We start from the raw sequence: 17,242 nt of genomic DNA, 5'->3' as shown, positions 1-17,242 counted from the left end.
AAATGAAATGGGTTTCTTCTTAGATATCTTCGTTCACGCCGTCTTCAATGACATCGGAGAGGCGGTTTGTAAACTGCTCGGCTGCGTTGACACCCATTCGCTTCAGGCGGAAATTCATCGCTGCCACTTCGATGATGACAGCCAAGTTACGCCCGGGGCGGACAGGGATGGTCATCTTCGTGATATCGGAATCAATGATTCGCATTTTTTCTTCTTCAAGACCTAAGCGGTCATATTGCTTTGTTTTATCCCAAAGCTCGAGGTTGATGCAAAGAGTGATGCGCTTATAGTTGCGTACAGCTCCGGCACCGAACAGGGTCATCACGTTGATGATTCCGACTCCGCGGATTTCAAGCAGATGCTCGATGAGTTCGGGCGAGGTGCCGACCAGTGTATCGGTATCTTCCTGACGGATTTCAACACAGTCATCCGCCACAAGGCGATGGCCGCGTTTCACCAATTCAAGTGCGGTTTCACTTTTACCGACGCCGCTCTTACCCGTGATGAGCACCCCCACCCCATAAATATCCACCAGCACACCATGTACCGCTGTTGTAGGAGCGAGCTTACTTTCCAGATAATTTGTCAATCTCGAAGAAAAACGGGTTGTTTTCATAGAGGATCGCATGACCGGGACGTCAGTGCGGTTTGCCGCTTCCACAAGTTCGTCCGGGATCTCCAGGTCGCGGGAAATGATGATGCCCGGTGTGATATCCGTGCAAAGCGCCTCCATTCTCCGCTTGCGTTCCGCTGGATCCAGCAGTTCAAGGAATGAAAGTTCCGTCTTCCCCAGAAGTTGAACCCGTTCTGCAGGATAATAGTTAAAATAGCCTGCCATCTCCAGTCCCGGGCGTGATATATCACTTGTTGTGATCGGTCTATGTAATCCTTCTTCTCCGCCCACAAGCTCCAAGTTGAATTTTTCCAGTATATCTTTCGATCGAACCTTTGCCAAAGCAAGCTCCTCCTTCGATTCTGTAGCCTTTTTCGTTCGTTCTTCGAATCTTTTTCTACTCTTACCTATTTTAGCAATTATGAGGAAAAGCGCAAGCGGGTCGGTTCTCATGGAAGAGGCTGCGATCTAACATGGCAAAATTCCTATAATACCGCTTATGATTTTCGTGCAAGACTTCGCTTTCCGCGGGTAGCACGTGAGCCTCCTCATAGCAAATTTTTAAGGGTTATTTACTGTCTAGCTGCAGGGCTTAGAGGCACATGTCATAAGCCAAACCGACCAAGAAGGCAAAGAACGCCTTCGTGACCGATTCGTCTTATGCCACCCGCCTCTGAGCAAAGCCCTTCCGCTTTTCGGTTAGGAGTCTTCGTCTTGCACTCCAATCAACTGCTGGAACGGGCTTTATCTTTGAAGCATAAATGTTTTCAATCATCTGGAATTAAATAAGAAGCGTAGTCGGTTGACTACACTTCTTTTATAAAAGTTTCAATCGCTGCCATGATGTCTTTGTGGGTGTCCATTGATCTTAGCACTTGAAAATCCTGTTCCAGGCTGTGGTTGGCGCCGGGGATGAGGTGAAGTTGGAGATAATGATTTGATTTTAATCCGGTAAAACGCTCTTCGACGTAGTGATGATCTCGGTCTCCGATGAAGCAGATTCCTGTATGCTGACTCTCCTTCATAGCCTTATAGACGATTTCTTCTTTTAATAAAGGGGTCAGCCAGATGACATTCGCGTCTTTGAATATTTCTCTTTGCAGTTCGTTACTCATCGGAATGGTCCCGATTGATTTGGCAATAAGAATAAAAGATTCGTATGTTTCCTCCCCTAGAGCTGCATCGATTACATTTTTACAATCTCTCAACAACACTTGATCGAATTCCTCATCTGTCAGGTTCTTATATTCTTTCGAATCATATTGATAGTTAATATGCAGAACATCCCATCCTTCATTGAGGAACATACCTGTCGGATAGTGAAGGAGCGGTCCCATAACGGTGTAGCCCATTCCCGGAAAGAATATGGCTAAACCGGTTGGATTCTCCGATGTACTTAGTAATCGATAAGGTACTTCGAGGTTTTTGAAACCGGTGACACTCGATGATGTTACCTTCATATGTGACTCCCCCTCTTCTTTCCAACTATTTCTAGTCTCCGAAGAGAAAATCCTCTTTTCACCTTAAAAGAAAAAACTCCAGCCCTTAACGACTGGAGTTCATTTCTCATTTCTCGGTTCTAACACAGCTTTTTGGATGATCAGATTGGCAAGGGACAGGATAATCGATGCCAGAAAGGCCATTCCGAAACCTGATAATTCGAAGGCGTCACCCATAATCCCGTCTGTCAGCAGCAAGGTGACAGCATTGATGACAAACAGGAACAATCCGAGTGTCAGAATGGTTACCGGCAGCGTGAGCAGGATCAGGAGCGGGCGGATCAATACGTTCAGTATCGATAAGACAAAGCTTGCGATGACCGCCGAGCCGAAACCTGATACATTAAACCCGTCAAAAAATCCTGCCAATGCCACAAAAATTACTGCGTTGATCAAAATGCCAACAATCCATTTCATTATTTGATGGCTTCCTCCTCATTCGGCAGCACAAAGGCCAGTAAACCGTAAACGACGACCAGCGGAAAGAATCCCGTGGGAATTAATAAAATAATGAAGATCACTCGCAGAATGGTCGCATCAATTCCTGTAAATCGGGATAATCCGCCGATCACACCGGCAAACTTACGATTAGACCTTGAGCGTACTAATTGTTTTCTCATATAGAATACACTTCCTTCTCATCTTATGCGTTGTCCTTCTTAACATTCTTCTCCACGCCTGATTTTATGAGAAAAGAATGGTTTGTTCCCGCAAAAAGATGAAGCTCGGGCTGAAGCGTTTTTTACGGTAAAGAGGTATGGACAACTTTAGTATATTTATTCCCTTCTACCCCGAGCTTAAACGATACGATTATACGTTAGACACATCCCTGTCCTCTGCCTTTTTAATCAGAACGGATCCTGTTTTCGTTTCTGCAAAAAGATGGAGCTTTTCTTCGGCATCTGTCTTGCGGTTAAAGCGGATATGCTTTTGTACGACTTCATTTTTTTCCTCGACGACGTCGATTCCTTCAAGCTCCACCTTGAATCCGCCGAGATTTGATTTGGCTTCGCCTGCGATGTTGATGGTTCCCGGTACGTAGAGGTCGACATTGCCTGTGACGGTTTTCGCGTGCAGCGTGTCGGCTTTTGCACCGGTGATGGCGCAGACGATGTTTCCGTTCAGAGATTGGGCATCGGTATAGTGAATATCCCCTTCTACCTGAACTTTGCCGTTGATGGATTCCGCTTCGACTTTTTCTGCTTTGGCATTCAAAATCGTGATGGCCCCGTTTGATGTTTCGACCTCTGCTTTTTTACTTGTCAGATGATCGATATGGATTTTTCCGTTTGCCGATTTTGCACGGAAATCCTCAGCATCGATATGGTCGGCTTTCAGGCCGCCGTTAAACAACCGAACTGATACCTTATCATACTGATGTTTCGGTATATAGAGCTTCGAATCTACCTTCATCCATTTCAACTGGGTCGAGAAATAGAGCGTTTCTTCGTCGACCGCAAAGGAGGTGTTCTCCATGAATTGCTTGCGTGCTTCTTCACGATCTTCCGTGCGGTAGACCTTTGCCTGACACTCGACCCTTACCTCTTCGCCGTCCCACGGGATCAATTCCACTTTCCCATTCGCGACATCGATGTCCACCTTTTTGAAAGCCGTGTTCGGCTGATGGAACACATGCGATACTTCAACCGACTGATTCCACTGGAAATCGAAGTCGAAGTTCTTTATTTTAGAAAAGGCTGTGTTCATGAAATCAAGAAGTTTATCCTTCGTTTTATCTGATTTATACCCGTTGCTGGTGTCACCCTTCTTGTCATCCTGAAAAATGGACACGAACTCATCGAGGAAATCCTTTTCTTTTTCCTTTGATGGTTCCGTTTTCTTATCAAGGGCCTCCAGAAGGGTCAATGCTTCCTGGGCAGTGAGCGTCCCTTTTTCCACCATATCGAGAATTCGTTTGCGTTCTTCATTCATCATATTTCATCCCCTTATCATAGAGTTCATTACAGAAGTACTTTGATTCCTTTGTACACATTCCAAATGACAATCACGATATTTATCAATATGAACAAACCGATCATCAGGAAGAAAAAGACCGGAAAGCCTGATCCCGTGGCAAAAATGCCGATGTCTAAAAAGATGCCTGCAAAGATAAGCGGTACAGCGATCAACGGTATGATGTGAGAAATCAATGCCGCCTTGGCATCCTTCTTCACATGCGGGTTATCTGTTACGAAATATACGATGATCGGAAAAATAAATCCTGCAAAAAATATACTAAAATAGCAAAGCGCTGATAATATCTTGTTGGTCTCCATCTTCATCATCTCCTTTACTATTATTTACGATACGTTTCTTAAAAGGTTTCATTCTTTGAAAATTCCTTCTGTGATCATTTTCTCATAGGACATTCTTAGTTTTACTCCATCTGAGGTCTGAGTTTTTGTGGGTACGGGGATGTGTTTTGATGATAAATTCAGATCCACTTTTGAATACCGCTGTTAATTTCCGTGGAAGACTTCGCTTTTCCCGCAGGAGTCTTCGTCTCCCACTCCAATCAACTGCTGGAATCAGCTTATATCCAGAAAAAAATTACACAAAAAAAGAGAGCAGGATTTCTCCTAACTCTCTTTCCTCATAAATCAACTCGTGACTTCTTCCTTCTCACGGATTTTCTTCTTCATCCGCTCGCGGTCGCGTTCAAGGATCGGTTTCAGATATTTACCTGTATAGGATCCTTTTGCTTCTGCTACTTTTTCAGGGGTTCCGCTGGCGATGATGGTACCGCCTTTGTCCCCGCCTTCAGGTCCGAGGTCAACGATGTAGTCGGCCGCTTTGATGACGTCCAGATTGTGTTCGATGACGAGTACCGTATCCCCGTTTTCAACCAGGCGCTGAAGGACGGTCAGAAGACGTGAAATGTCATCGACATGAAGGCCGGTTGTCGGTTCATCCAGGATGTAAAGGGAACGGCCTGTAGAACGGCGATGCAGTTCAGAAGCCAATTTCACACGCTGGGCTTCCCCTCCCGAGAGAGTCGTCGCCGGCTGGCCGAGTGTGATGTAGCCCAAGCCGACATCAAAGATCGTTTGAAGCTTCCGTTTGATTTTCGGAATGTTTTCGAAGAACTTCACCGCATCCTCGACTGTCATTTCAAGAACGTCCGCAATATTCTTGTCCTTGTATTTCACTTCAAGCGTTTCACGGTTGTATCGCTTTCCGTGGCATACTTCACAAGGTACATAGACGTCAGGCAGGAAATGCATCTCGATCTTGATGATTCCGTCGCCGCGGCAGGCTTCGCATCTTCCGCCTTTCACGTTGAAGCTGAATCGTCCTTTTTTGTATCCGCGCACCTTAGCTTCATTGGTCGTAGCGAATACGTCACGGATATCATCGAACACACCTGTATAGGTGGCCGGATTCGAACGTGGTGTACGGCCGATCGGCGACTGGTCGATATCGATTACTTTGTCGAGATGATCAATCCCTTTCACTTCTTTGTGTTCACCAGGCTTGGTTTTGGCATTGTGAAGCTTTTGGGCCAGGGATTTATGAAGGATCTCATTGATCAGCGTACTTTTCCCGGAACCGGAAACACCTGTGACCGCCGTAAAGACACCGAGCGGAAATTTTGCCTTCACGTTGTTCAGGTTGTTCTCTTTGGCGCCGACAACTTCAAGATATCTTCCGTCCGGTTTGCGTCTTTCCTGAGGAAGCGGGATGAATTTCTTTCCGGATAAATATTGTCCGGTTAAGGAATTTTTGTCATCCATGACTTCATCAGGTGACCCGGCTGAGATGACTTCCCCTCCGTGCACACCTGCTCCTGGTCCGATATCAATCAGATAATCGGCTGCAAGCATCGTATCTTCGTCATGCTCGACGACGATCAACGTATTTCCGATGTCACGCATATTTTTGAGTGTATCAATCAATCGGTCATTGTCTCGCTGATGAAGTCCGATGGATGGCTCATCCAGTATATAAAGGACACCTGTCAGGCGTGATCCGATTTGAGTCGCTAGACGGATCCGCTGTGCCTCCCCTCCTGAAAGGGTTCCTGCAGCACGGCTTAACGTCAGATAATCAAGACCTACATTCACAAGGAAACCGAGACGCTCGCGGATTTCCCTTAAGATCAGTCTTGCAATTTTCATATCTTTTTCGGAAAGTTCAAGCTGTGCAAATAAATGGTCTGCTTCTTCGATTGAGAATGCAGTGACTTCCCCGATATGGAGCGAGTCCACCTTAACTGCAAGACTCTCTTCTTTCAGGCGGTGGCCGTTACACGTCGGACAGTCCTGCTGCGCCATGTACTTCTCCATTTGCTCACGGATATAGTCCGAGCTTGTTTCACGGTAGCGGCGCTCTATATTTTTCATGACCCCTTCAAAGCGGAGATAATTTTCACGCACCTGACCGAAGTCGTTTTCGTAACGGAAATAGATCTCATCCTTGCCTGAGCCTTTCAGGATTTTATCCATTTTATCTTTCGGAATATCCTTGACGGGAACATCCATCGGGATGCTGTAGTGATCACAGACCGCTTTCAGCAGGGATGGATAGTATTGTGAGCTGGTCGGTTCCCAAGGGGCAATCGCGTGCTCATTGAATGTGCGGTCCCAGTTCGGGATGACGAGGTCTTTGTCCACCTCAAGCTTCGTGCCAAGGCCGTCACAGCTTGAACATGCTCCAAAAGGACTGTTGAAAGAGAACATTCTCGGCTCAAGCTCAGTGATCGAAAATCCGCAATAAGGGCAGGCATGATGCTCACTGAACAGGAGCTCTTCCTCCCCGATCACATCGATGACGACCTGGCCTTCTGCAAGACGAAGAGCCGTTTCTAATGAATCGGATAAGCGGGCTGACACACCATCTTTTACAACAATACGGTCAATGATGACTTCGATAGTATGCTTTTTATTCTTTTCTAGGTTGATTTCTTCTCCTAGGTCTTGCACCTCGCCGTTCACACGGACACGGACGAAACCTTGCTTCTTGATGTCTTCAAGCGTTTTTGCATGGGTGCCTTTGCGTCCCGACACGACAGGAGCGAGTACCTGAAGCTTAGTTCGTTCCGGGTACTCAAGGATCCTGTCCACCATCTGCTCGATTGTTTGGGATGAGATTTCAATTCCGTGATTCGGACAGATCGGTTTCCCGACACGGGCAAATAACAGACGGAGATAGTCATATATTTCAGTGACCGTTCCAACTGTTGAACGCGGATTTTTACTGGTCGTTTTCTGGTCGATCGAAATCGCCGGTGATAATCCTTCGATGGAATCGACATCCGGCTTATCCATCTGTCCCAGGAATTGACGTGCATAAGCAGACAGCGACTCGACATAACGCCGCTGTCCTTCTGCGTAGATCGTGTCAAAGGCAAGGGATGATTTCCCCGACCCGGATAAACCGGTCAGGACGACCAGCTTATCTCTAGGAATTTTGATATCTATATTTTTTAAATTATGAGCTCTGGCTCCTTGTACGATAATTTGGTCTTTAGCCATTCCTGTTTCATCCTTCCGCCTTTAGCTCAAGAATGGTGTCGCGAAGCTGGGCTGCACGTTCAAAGTCGAGCGCCTTGGCTGCTTCTTTCATTTCCACTTCCAAGCTAGCAATAAGTTTTTGTCTCTCAGGTTTCGACATATTCGAAACTTTTGTCTCTTTCCCTTCGTAAACCCCGGCTTCTTCTGCGGCATGAGTCGCACGGATGACATCCCTGATTTCCTTTTGGATCGTCGTCGGAGTGATGCCGTGTTTCTCATTGTATTCTTCCTGGATTTCACGGCGGCGTTTCGTTTCGTCGATTGCTTTCTGCATCGAATCGGTCATCTTATCGGCATACATGATGACCTTACCGTTCGAGTTACGTGCGGCACGGCCGATCGTCTGGATGAGGGAGCGTTCTGAACGGAGGAACCCTTCTTTGTCCGCGTCGAGAATCGATACCAATGAAACCTCAGGGATATCAAGCCCCTCACGAAGCAGGTTGATTCCGACGAGAACATCAAATTTCCCCAGACGCAGATCACGGATGATTTCAATCCGCTCGAGCGTCTTGATTTCAGAATGCAAATATTGTACCTTGATTCCGATTTCTTTTAAGTACGCTGACAGATCCTCTGACATTTTCTTCGTCAAAGTCGTCACGAGGACACGCTCATTTTTCTCGATGCGTTCATTGATTTCTCCGAGAAGGTCATCAATCTGCCCTTCGATCGGACGCACTTCAATGATGGGATCGAGTAATCCTGTCGGACGGATGATCTGTTCGACCATTTCAGGGCTGTGTTCAAGTTCATATGGACCAGGTGTAGCTGATACATAAAGGAGCTGCTGTACTTTCTTTTCAAATTCCTCAAATCGGAGAGGTCTGTTATCCATCGCAGAAGGCAGACGGAAACCGTGGTCGACCAGGACTTTTTTACGTGCCTGGTCCCCATTGAACATTCCCCTGACCTGGGGTAATGTCACGTGGGACTCATCCACGACAATCATGAAATCATCCGGAAAGTAATCCAGAAGCGTATATGGTGTAGAACCTGGAGGTCTCAGCGTCAGGTGACGGGAATAGTTTTCGATTCCGGAACAGAAGCCCATTTCCCTCATCATTTCAAGATCATAACGGGTTCTCTGTTCGAGCCTTTGAGCTTCTAAAAGCTTTCCGTCTTCTTTCATGATCGCCAATTGCTCTTCAAGTTCTTTTTCGATATTTTTAATCGCGACCTGCATCTTTTCTTCACGGGTTACGAAGTGGGATGCCGGGAAGATGGCGACGTGATCACGGTCTCCCATGATTTCACCCGTCAGGGCATCGACCTCTCGGATCCGGTCGATTTCATCCCCGAAAAACTCCACCCGCATGCAGTGTTCGTCACGCGAAGCCGGGAAAATTTCCACAACATCACCGCGTACACGGAACGTCCCGCGCTGGAAATCGATATCGTTTCGTTCGTATTGGATATCCACAAGCTTCCTGAGGAGCTGATTTCGTTCAATCTCCATTCCTGTGCGGAGGGAGAGGACAAGCTCCCGGTATTCTTCCGGGTTACCCAACCCGTATATGCAAGAGACGGAAGCAATGACGATGACATCTCTCCGCTCGAATAAAGCCGATGTCGCCGAATGGCGGAGTTTATCGATTTCATCATTGATGCTCGCGTCTTTTTCTATAAATGTATCGGTTTGAGGAACATAAGCCTCAGGCTGATAATAATCGTAGTAGCTGACGAAATACTCGACAGCATTATCGGGGAAAAACTCTTTGAATTCGCTGTAAAGCTGACCGGCAAGTGTTTTGTTGTGGGCAATAATCAATGTCGGTTTCTCTACTTTTTGTATCACATTGGAAACGGTAAAGGTCTTACCGGTACCCGTTGCTCCTAGCAGCGTCTGATGACGTTTTCCCTCATTAATTCCTTCAACCAATCTGTCAATCGCCTTCGGCTGATCGCCCTCAGGCTTGTATTTAGACTTCAACTGAAATTGTTCCTTCACCGTGAAACCTCCTATAATAAAGGATCCGTACCTTGTTATTTACCTATTTATTCACATAATAAACACAGTCCATTCATCTATACACATTCTACCACATATCATACAGGAATAACCAATGAAAAGCGAACAAAAGTTCGTTTATATTTGATGGATTGTGGATATGGACAGGAATCTTATGTTCTGGAGTGATTGAGCATGTGGATAAGGAGGGGGAAGATGATTAGTCAGAGGCGAATCGGACGAAAAATTAGATTTACGGACAATTTTTTCGATTTACCAACAAAAAATGAAAAATTGCGGACAAATTCTGGTGTTTTACCGACAATTCGACAGAAACAGACAACTTCTGCCCTCCAACAAGATTATCATTTACTTTCACGCTTTAAAGCACTCTGGGACGGGCCTTCAAATCATACACACAGATTGTGAGTAACTATGTGCATAAGTGATCACGGATTGTGGAAAACATCATTTTTATCCACAAAAAATAAAAAAACCTGTGAATATTGTGTATGAATACGCATTCACATTGTGAATAAATTATTTCCCAACCCACTTATGCACAAAATCGAACTACTTATCCACAATCCACAAGAGAAAAAAGCCTGAGCACCGTTTCGTCCACAGTGTTCAGGCATTTTTTCTTGCTTTGATCATCATTTGGTTGCTGTACCAGAATCCGATGGTCAGCGAGGCGGCATCGATTACGATCAGCCACCAGGAATCCGTATATCCTTTGTAAACAGATGCAGCGATCAGCGCTACGGTAAGTATAAGTCCGACATAGTGATTGTACGTGACCCTAGTGAACAGAACCACGAGCAATCCCGGTAAAAAGATACCCAGTATGATTTTAGACACGGTCCACTCTCCTCAAATGAAGGGAATAACCATATTTTAACGAAAATGCTTCTCATAGGAAAGGATTTTCTCCCTATTCTTCCCCCGCCTGGATCAATCGCTCAGTCTGTTCTTTCAACTCACTGTGTGGAATGAATTTCTCTGAAAGCATATCAGGGAGTATGTACTCCAGGAAGTACTGGACACATTGAAGTTCTTTGAACATGACGATTGTGGACAATGCACCGTGGTAGATTTCCATGAATAGCGGATCGGGATTGCCTTTTTGGATTTCACCGAATGATTCATACAAGAGGTCGATCTTGTCAGCCACAGACAGAATCTTCCCTTCCAGTGATGAGTCTTTTCCTTCTTTGAACCTTCCCCTGTATACCTCTTGGTATTGTGGAGGAAATTCTGACGAGATGAATTTCTTCACCAATTCGTCCTCGACCTGGCTGAACAGCTCACGAAGTTCGACGGATGCATACTTTACAGGTGTTTTGATGTCACCTGTAAACAGTTCGGCATAGTCATGGTTCAATGCTTTTTCATAGAGAGATTTCCAGTCGACCTCTTGTCCATCCTGTTCCTCCACGGTTCCAAGGAATTGAGCGATCTTGGTCACCTTGAAGGAATGACTGGCTACATTATGTTCATGATATTTAAAGCGCCCCGGACAGCGGACGAGCGTCTCCAGGTCGGAAAGACTTTTGAAATAATGATGAATTCCCATTGTATTCTCCTCTCTCTTTTATGGTGCAGGGATGTACTTACCCCATTTCAGCTTAAAAGAAACAACTCATCCCTTTCTCAGCAGCTCCTCCACTTCCCCGAGCAAAATGGCATTGAGTGCATCATGGTGGAGGGTTGGAATCTGGTGTGAGGCCCCTGGAATGATATAGATTTTCTTAGGATGACAATCCTTGTAGCATTCCATTTGATCGTTCAGCCAATCCGATTTCTCTCCATATATCAACAGAAGCGGCACTTTGCATCGGTTCATTTTTTCAATCCCGTCATATTGAAGTGACTGCTTGTAAAAATGATACCAGATCTCCGGATTAGCCTTGTTCATATGAAGAAGCAGTTCTTTTCGTTCCACCTTGCTTTTTGTGTGAGCTTTGGAAATGATTTTGGCGAGGCGGACGGGGTGGTTCCGGACCAGCTTCATCCCTGCTAAATGCATCAGCTTCAGTTTGTTGTGTATCACTTTCGGGTACGCTCCGATCAGGATAAGGGCGCTGAGTTTGTTTTTATATAAAGATGCAAACTCCTGCGCGATTACACCTCCGGCAGAATAGCCGATGAGTACACATGAGGATATCTTTAAGTGATCGAGAAGAAAGTTGATTTCTTCCGCAAAGGAATCGAGGCTCACGAATGTCTTGAGCGACATCGAATCCCCGTGTCCCGATAAATCCGGGATGATCAGCCGAAAATGCTTGGCAAGGGTATGCTGTTTGGAGAAGACGACCCTTCCCATTCCGGGCGGATGAAGAAATACGAGCGGCGTCCCTTCCCCCATATCTTCGAAATACAAAGTCGAACCATGATAGGATACGCTTGGCATATATGAAAACCTCCCTTAATCCGAGTGAGTATCTACTACACATTCTTCTCGGGTTAAGGGAGTTCTAGTCATTATTTTTAGATTAGGCGGACCGAAACGACGCCGTCGATGGCTTTCAATTTCGATTTGACATCGTTTTGTTCTTCTTCTGTCAGTTTTTGGTCAAGGTCGATCATCGTGTAGGCCCACGTATTCTTACTGCGGTTGATCATATCGGCGATGTTGACCGCATAGTTGGATAAAGTCGTCGTGATGCCGCCGACCATATTCGGTATGTTTTTATGCATCACGGTCACCCGCATCTTCCCGCTGTATGGAAGTTCCACGTCCGGCAGGTTGACGGCATGCTTGATGTTTCCTGTTTCCAGATACGTTTTCAGCTGTTTTGCCGCCATGACGGCGCAGTTTTCTTCTGATTCAACGGTTGAAGCGCCCAGGTGGGGAACCGGAACGACATTGTCCAATTTCAATACGTGTTCGTTAGGGAAATCCGTGACGTATTTTTTGACGATGCCGGCGTTTAAAGCTTCTCCCAGTGCACTTTCTTCCACAAGCTCGCCCCTCGAGAAATTCAGGAGGGTGATGCCCTTTTTCATGCGCCTGAAACTGTCATTATTCACGAAGTGCTTCGTTTTGTCCGTTAACGGGATGTGGAACGTGACAAAGTCACATTGCGCCCATACGTCCTCGATATTATGAGCTCTTTTCACGTCCTGCGATAATCTCCATGCAGCGTCGACTGAAATAAAGGGATCATAGGCGACAACGTCCATACCGAGTGCAAGGGCATCGTTCGCAACGAGGACACCGATGGCTCCGAGTCCGACGACACCGAGCTTTTTCCCTTTGATTTCACTACCGACAAACTCCTTCTTTTTGGCCTCGACGACAGTGGACACATCCTCTTCGTTATGAAGCGTTTTTGCCCATCCTACCGCTGAATAGAGATTGCGGGCAGAAGCGATCAGGTTTGCGAGTACCAGTTCTTTTACGGCATTGGCATTTGCCCCGGGTGTGTTGAAAACGACAATCCCTTTATCGGTGCAGTCATCCACGGGAATATTGTTGACCCCTGCCCCGGCACGGGCGATCGCTTTTAAGGACGGAGGGAATGAGAAGTCATGAAGATTCTTCGACCGTACTAGAAGTCCATCCGGAGTTCCCTCACCATTCAGATGATAGTTGATGTCGTCCTCGATTAATGAAAGTCCGCTTTTTGATATGGCATTGTACGTATTGATTGTTAGCATCATGATCCTCCTCCACTCAAGTTCTGCTCAAATGTTTTCATGAAATTGACGAGCTCCTCCACACCTTCGATCGGCATGGCGTTATAGATGCTCGCCCGCATACCGCCTACCGACCGGTGTCCTTTCAGAAACTCAAGTCCTGCTTCTTCTGCTTCTTTTAAAAATCTGGCGTTCACTTCATCGTTGTTCGCCGTGAAAGGAATATTCATCAGTGACCGGTTTTCTGGTGAGACAGGGTTATTAAAGAGTCCGGACTGATCGATAAAGGAATATAATAGCTGTGCTTTTTCCTGATTACGTTCCTCCATCCTATCCACTCCGCCATTTACTTTCACCCATTCCAGCACAAGTTTCAATACATAGATGGAAAAGGTCGGCGGCGTATTGAATAGAGAGCCGTGTTTGACATAGGTCTCGTAATCGAGCAGCGCCGGACAATGATCAGGTGCCTTTCCGACGAGGTCTTTGCGAATGATCGCGATAGTGACGCCTGAAGGGCCGAGATTTTTCTGGGCACCGGCGTAAATGAGACCGAACCTGGAAACGTCGAGTTTCTCTGAAAGAATATGTGAAGACATATCCGCGACCAACGGGATATCACCGGTATCGGGATAGCCATTGAAGCGCGTTCCTTCTATTGTATTATTCGAGGTGATATGTACATACCGTGCTTTTTCGGAAAATTCCTTTGCTGAATAAGCCGGGATGGCCGTTTGAGTTTCAACTGCATGCGTCCGGACTTCTCCTACCTTGTCTGCTTCTTTCACCGCTTTTTTAGACCAGCTGCCGGTAACGATATACTCGGCAGTTTCGCCGGGACCGAGCAGGTTCAGCGGGATCATCGAGAATTGAAGCGAAGCCCCTCCCTGCATAAAGAGGACGTGATAATTTTCCGGAATGTCCAGCAGTTCCCTCAGCAGAGCTTCCGCTTCATCGATGATCTGTTGAAACGGGGCAGAGCGATGGCTGAGCTCCATCACGGACATGCCGGTGCCTTCATAATCAAGCAGTTCACGCTGCACCTTTTCAAGCACTGGCTTCGGCAGAACGGCAGGGCCGGCCGAGAAATTGTATACATTTTTCATGTACAACACCACCTCATAAAAGTTCAGAATTTTTCCACATTATATTGAACACATCCCTTTCCGTCAACATCACTCAACCGACATGTAAACGCTTAATCACCCCCTTTTTTGTCAAATTGCATATCCATCGTATCGTTCTTATGAATTTTGAGATTTCATTGAAGGCCCGTCCCTCGTTGCGTTAAAGCAACGAGGGACGGGCCTTCAAAAGGGGACTTTATTACTCTATTGAAGGAATTATGTGGAAATGGTATAGTGTTATAGGTAAATATTTTGAAAATTTTGTAATATAATTGTAATCAACATACCCATTATTTTTTTGGAGGGACCCAGATGAGAAAACAACTGTTATGGCTGCCTGTACAATTCATTCTGACATGTCTCGGTTTATTTCTTTTCAGCGGTGCCGGATCGCTGCTTATGTACGATCATGAACTCGTCATACATATCGCTAAATACCTGCATACGTTAGGACTTATTTTAAAGGATATGCTTGATCCCGGTTCTATTCTTATACGTGTAGAAGCGGATGGGAAGGACTATCCGATATTCCCCATGCTGTTGAAACTATTTGGCTATTCATTCCTGCTGCTGATGACAGCCTTCCTCATTGCTGTCGTGAGTGCTGCTCTATTAAGTTATCTGTCTATGCTGCTGCCTCGCAGGGCACATCGACTTTTTCTGAGAATTCTTGATCTGCTTGATTCCCTCCCTGATGTTCTCGTTGTGGTGATCCTGCAGTTATTTATCATTTGGCTGTTTAAGAAGACCGGTATTCTTTATTTCGATATCTATGCACTCGGAGAAGAGAGGATCTATGTCCTGCCAATCATTTGTTTAGCCTTTATGCCGATTGCCTTTTTAATCAAAAACTTTTTGTTTCAGCTGCGTGAAGAAGGGGATAAACCGTACGTCGAGTTCTCTTTCTCAAAGGGTTTTTCCAAGGCTTATACCCTTTGGGTCCATCTTTTCAGAAACGTATGGATCAGCTTCTACTATCATATGAAACCGATCTTCCTGCTCATGCTCTCGAATCTCTTGATCATTGAAATTCTCTTTAACATCAATGGATTCATGGTGGCGATGTTATCGGTTGCTGTCAGTGAGCCAAGTGCATTTTTTATCGGCATGCTCATGATCTATATACCTTTCTTCATCTTATTCAGTCTTGGTCAGCTTTTCATTACAAAATTTACGGGTATCCATGAGGAGGTGGAAGTATGAGTGTGTTCAGGTCTTATCGATTATGGATTCCGCTGCTGATTTTACTGTCGATGATCATCGGGAGCTGCCTGATCCCGATTCTCGACCCTGACTTTCAGGAGTCCGGTCCATCCTATTTAACCGATGAAGAGACAGGCAGGGTGATCGCTGCACCCCCTTATTCCCTTTCCGAGATGCCCCCGCTCGGAAGCGATAAACTCGGAAGGAATTTATTCATCATTCTGGTGGCTGGTGCTAAATACACTCTACTGTCGGCGATTGTCATCGCCTTATTGAGAATGGCCGGCGGATTCGTCACAGGGGTGCTGTATGCGTTTCTTCCCCGCTGGTTCAGGGCCGGGGCAAAAGGATTGTTGGACACATTTAATTTCATCCCGCTTGCCATTGTTGTCTATATCCTTCTGTTCCCCCTTCAACTCGCATTTGCAGGGGGCTCCCTCCCCTCCTTCAGGTTCCTGATCATCGAAATCATCGTGATTTCATTGATTGTCATTCCTTCACTCGGAATGTACGTCGGACAGGGGATGCATGACTTTTTGAGGCAGGATTTCGTATCGGCTTCCCGGACGATGGGTGCGGGGCGCATCCATTTGATCCGCAGGCATCTGTGGCCTTATTTCAGCCGCCAGTCGATCGTGCTGTTTTCAGAGCAGCTCGCACAGACGCTTCTGCTCCTGGTTCAGCTGGGGATCCTGCATATTACATTGGGAGGACTGATCACGGAAAATTTCGGGATTATGGAGTTCATCCCTCAGTATTTTTCTGTCACAAATGAATGGGCAGCAACGATGAGCATCAACATTCAGCAGATTTTCAATAAGCCGATGCTGTTACTCGCACCTTTACTGTTTTTCGCTGTTTCCATTTATTGCGTGAATCAGATCAGCTCCGTTCTGAGGCAAGTACTGATCGACGGGCAAACGATCAAGAAAAAACGGGAGAAAAAGAACGATAATACACTTGCTGCCTTTTCTCAGCAGAGTGTGGAGGATTTTCATTTCGTGCAAGGGAGGAAGACATCATGAATCAATTCAGGGTGCTGACTGTTTTATCGCTTGCCATTCTCCTTCTCCTGACCGGATGCCGTGTTGTCCTGGTCGACGAAACTCTGAAAGAGACGGCTGCTGAACCTGAAGCTAAAGGGAAAGAAGCGATTTCACTGAAATCGAGTGTACAATTCAGCAAAGATAAATTGGTTTTTCGCGGAGTGACGGATTTACCCAAGGGTGCCGTCATTGAAGCGAGTTTGAAAGTATACCCGGAAGATGTGACAGTCGAGCAGGTCATCAATGGGGAAGCAGACCCATTGGATGAGTCTAAGATCTCCCAGACAGGGGAAGTGGAAGACGACGGATCCTTTCTGATCGTCATGAAACGGGAGAATCCCGAAAAAAGATACCAGGTATCCATTCAATTCAGGCCTGAGCTGCAGCCTCAGCAAGTGAAAGATCAGTACGGGGAAACCGGGGAAAACATCGGTCCGGGCGAAGGGGTCTTTCAATATAAACTCGATCAATCCGAATATATCGGAATCGCATTATACGGCCCTCTTCCAAAACTCACAGACGGAGGATTTTATCAAGGAAAATGGGATTTGCAGCAGTCTCAGGAAAACTCGAGGCCTTCTTAAATGTTTTGCAGCCAATCATCCCTCAAAAAAAGACCTGTGCTGATAAAAAGCACAGGTCTTTTTG

The 17,242-nt window shown here is 46.1% G+C and carries 16 protein-coding genes; 3 read left to right on the top strand and 13 right to left on the bottom strand.

All coding sequences use genetic code 11. From position 1 onward, the window contains the following. Positions 1-19 precede the first annotated feature (19 nt). From hprK to serC, 13 genes are all read right to left on the bottom strand, one after another. Entirely contained in the window at positions 20-955 is a 936-nt protein-coding gene (gene hprK, locus ACXAFV_RS04670) for an HPr(Ser) kinase/phosphatase (protein WP_475124777.1), read from the bottom strand. A gap of 464 nt (positions 956-1,419) precedes the next feature. Then, positions 1,420-2,073: an alpha/beta hydrolase gene (locus ACXAFV_RS04665; RefSeq protein WP_475124775.1), complete on the bottom strand. Its 654-nt coding sequence runs from the start codon at positions 2,071-2,073 to the stop codon at positions 1,420-1,422. A 99-nt stretch (positions 2,074-2,172) separates the two neighbouring features. Next, a complete protein-coding gene (locus ACXAFV_RS04660; RefSeq protein ID WP_475124773.1) occupies positions 2,173-2,529 on the bottom strand; it encodes a phage holin family protein in 357 nt (118 codons plus the stop codon). Continuing rightward, a complete protein-coding gene (locus ACXAFV_RS04655) occupies positions 2,529-2,732 on the bottom strand; it encodes a PspC domain-containing protein (RefSeq protein ID WP_475124771.1) in 204 nt (67 codons plus the stop codon). The genes ACXAFV_RS04660 and ACXAFV_RS04655 overlap by 1 nt, the downstream gene beginning before the upstream one ends. A gap of 190 nt (positions 2,733-2,922) precedes the next feature. Continuing rightward, on the bottom strand, positions 2,923-4,047 hold the full coding sequence (locus tag ACXAFV_RS04650; RefSeq protein WP_475124770.1) for a DUF4097 family beta strand repeat-containing protein: 1,125 nt from the start codon (positions 4,045-4,047) through the stop codon (positions 2,923-2,925). A 26-nt stretch (positions 4,048-4,073) separates the two neighbouring features. Further along, positions 4,074-4,388 carry a magnetosome magnetite crystal formation protein family gene (locus ACXAFV_RS04645; protein ID WP_475124768.1) on the bottom strand — a complete coding sequence of 105 codons (315 nt, stop codon included), beginning with the start codon at positions 4,386-4,388 and terminating at the stop codon, positions 4,074-4,076. A gap of 324 nt (positions 4,389-4,712) precedes the next feature. Beyond that, a complete protein-coding gene (uvrA, locus tag ACXAFV_RS04640) occupies positions 4,713-7,586 on the bottom strand; it encodes an excinuclease ABC subunit UvrA (RefSeq protein ID WP_475124766.1) in 2,874 nt (957 codons plus the stop codon). A 7-nt stretch (positions 7,587-7,593) separates the two neighbouring features. After that, positions 7,594-9,576: an excinuclease ABC subunit UvrB gene (gene uvrB, locus ACXAFV_RS04635; protein ID WP_475124765.1), complete on the bottom strand. Its 1,983-nt coding sequence runs from the start codon at positions 9,574-9,576 to the stop codon at positions 7,594-7,596. A 630-nt stretch (positions 9,577-10,206) separates the two neighbouring features. Next, complete coding sequence (locus ACXAFV_RS04630) at positions 10,207-10,437, bottom strand: CsbA family protein (protein ID WP_475124763.1); 231 nt, start codon at positions 10,435-10,437, stop codon at positions 10,207-10,209. Positions 10,438-10,510: 73 nt separating this feature from the next. Next, a complete protein-coding gene (locus ACXAFV_RS04625; RefSeq protein ID WP_475124761.1) occupies positions 10,511-11,152 on the bottom strand; it encodes an HD domain-containing protein in 642 nt (213 codons plus the stop codon). 66 nt (positions 11,153-11,218) lie between these two features. Beyond that, positions 11,219-11,989 (bottom strand): alpha/beta fold hydrolase, encoded by a 771-nt coding sequence (locus ACXAFV_RS04620; RefSeq protein ID WP_475124759.1) that lies wholly within the window; start codon positions 11,987-11,989, stop codon positions 11,219-11,221. Between the two features lie 77 nt (positions 11,990-12,066). Continuing rightward, complete coding sequence (locus ACXAFV_RS04615; RefSeq protein WP_475124758.1) at positions 12,067-13,239, bottom strand: phosphoglycerate dehydrogenase; 1,173 nt, start codon at positions 13,237-13,239, stop codon at positions 12,067-12,069. After that, on the bottom strand, positions 13,239-14,324 hold the full coding sequence (gene serC, locus ACXAFV_RS04610; protein ID WP_475124756.1) for a 3-phosphoserine/phosphohydroxythreonine transaminase: 1,086 nt from the start codon (positions 14,322-14,324) through the stop codon (positions 13,239-13,241). Before serC ends, ACXAFV_RS04615 begins: the two co-directional genes overlap by 1 nt. Positions 14,325-14,657: 333 nt before the next feature. Here serC and ACXAFV_RS04605 point away from each other — a divergent pair, with 333 nt between their 5' ends. Genes ACXAFV_RS04605 through ACXAFV_RS04595 form a run of 3 tightly spaced genes read left to right on the top strand, consistent with a single transcriptional unit; the run spans position 14,658 to position 17,178 of the window. Further along, positions 14,658-15,548: an ABC transporter permease subunit gene (locus ACXAFV_RS04605; protein ID WP_475124754.1), complete on the top strand. Its 891-nt coding sequence runs from the start codon at positions 14,658-14,660 to the stop codon at positions 15,546-15,548. Continuing rightward, positions 15,545-16,573: an ABC transporter permease subunit gene (locus tag ACXAFV_RS04600; protein WP_475124753.1), complete on the top strand. Its 1,029-nt coding sequence runs from the start codon at positions 15,545-15,547 to the stop codon at positions 16,571-16,573. Before ACXAFV_RS04605 ends, ACXAFV_RS04600 begins: the two co-directional genes overlap by 4 nt. Further along, a complete protein-coding gene (locus ACXAFV_RS04595) occupies positions 16,570-17,178 on the top strand; it encodes a hypothetical protein (RefSeq protein WP_475124751.1) in 609 nt (202 codons plus the stop codon). The genes ACXAFV_RS04600 and ACXAFV_RS04595 overlap by 4 nt, the downstream gene beginning before the upstream one ends. The last annotated feature ends 64 nt before the right edge of the window (positions 17,179-17,242 follow it).

The organism is Rossellomorea sp. ABR4_012 (genome assembly GCF_056159545.1).
This window is presented reverse-complemented; position numbering and strand designations above follow the sequence as displayed.

Excerpts from the sequence above, each read along its gene's own strand:
- ACXAFV_RS04665 (WP_475124775.1), bottom strand. The coding sequence starts at position 2,073 with ATGAAGGTAACATCATCGAGTGTCACCGGTTTCAAAAACCTCGAAGTA.
- ACXAFV_RS04660 (WP_475124773.1), bottom strand. The coding sequence starts at position 2,529 with ATGAAATGGATTGTTGGCATTTTGATCAACGCAGTAATTTTTGTGGCA.
- ACXAFV_RS04655 (WP_475124771.1), bottom strand. The coding sequence starts at position 2,732 with ATGAGAAAACAATTAGTACGCTCAAGGTCTAATCGTAAGTTTGCCGGT.
- ACXAFV_RS04650 (WP_475124770.1), bottom strand. The coding sequence starts at position 4,047 with ATGATGAATGAAGAACGCAAACGAATTCTCGATATGGTGGAAAAAGGG.
- ACXAFV_RS04645 (WP_475124768.1), bottom strand. The coding sequence starts at position 4,388 with ATGGAGACCAACAAGATATTATCAGCGCTTTGCTATTTTAGTATATTT.
- uvrA (WP_475124766.1), bottom strand. The coding sequence starts at position 7,586 with ATGGCTAAAGACCAAATTATCGTACAAGGAGCCAGAGCTCATAATTTA.
- ACXAFV_RS04625 (WP_475124761.1), bottom strand. The coding sequence starts at position 11,152 with ATGGGAATTCATCATTATTTCAAAAGTCTTTCCGACCTGGAGACGCTC.
- ACXAFV_RS04620 (WP_475124759.1), bottom strand. The coding sequence starts at position 11,989 with ATGCCAAGCGTATCCTATCATGGTTCGACTTTGTATTTCGAAGATATG.
- ACXAFV_RS04615 (WP_475124758.1), bottom strand. The coding sequence starts at position 13,239 with ATGCTAACAATCAATACGTACAATGCCATATCAAAAAGCGGACTTTCA.
- serC (WP_475124756.1), bottom strand. The coding sequence starts at position 14,324 with ATGAAAAATGTATACAATTTCTCGGCCGGCCCTGCCGTTCTGCCGAAG.
- ACXAFV_RS04605 (WP_475124754.1), top strand. The coding sequence starts at position 14,658 with ATGAGAAAACAACTGTTATGGCTGCCTGTACAATTCATTCTGACATGT.
- ACXAFV_RS04600 (WP_475124753.1), top strand. The coding sequence starts at position 15,545 with ATGAGTGTGTTCAGGTCTTATCGATTATGGATTCCGCTGCTGATTTTA.
- ACXAFV_RS04595 (WP_475124751.1), top strand. The coding sequence starts at position 16,570 with ATGAATCAATTCAGGGTGCTGACTGTTTTATCGCTTGCCATTCTCCTT.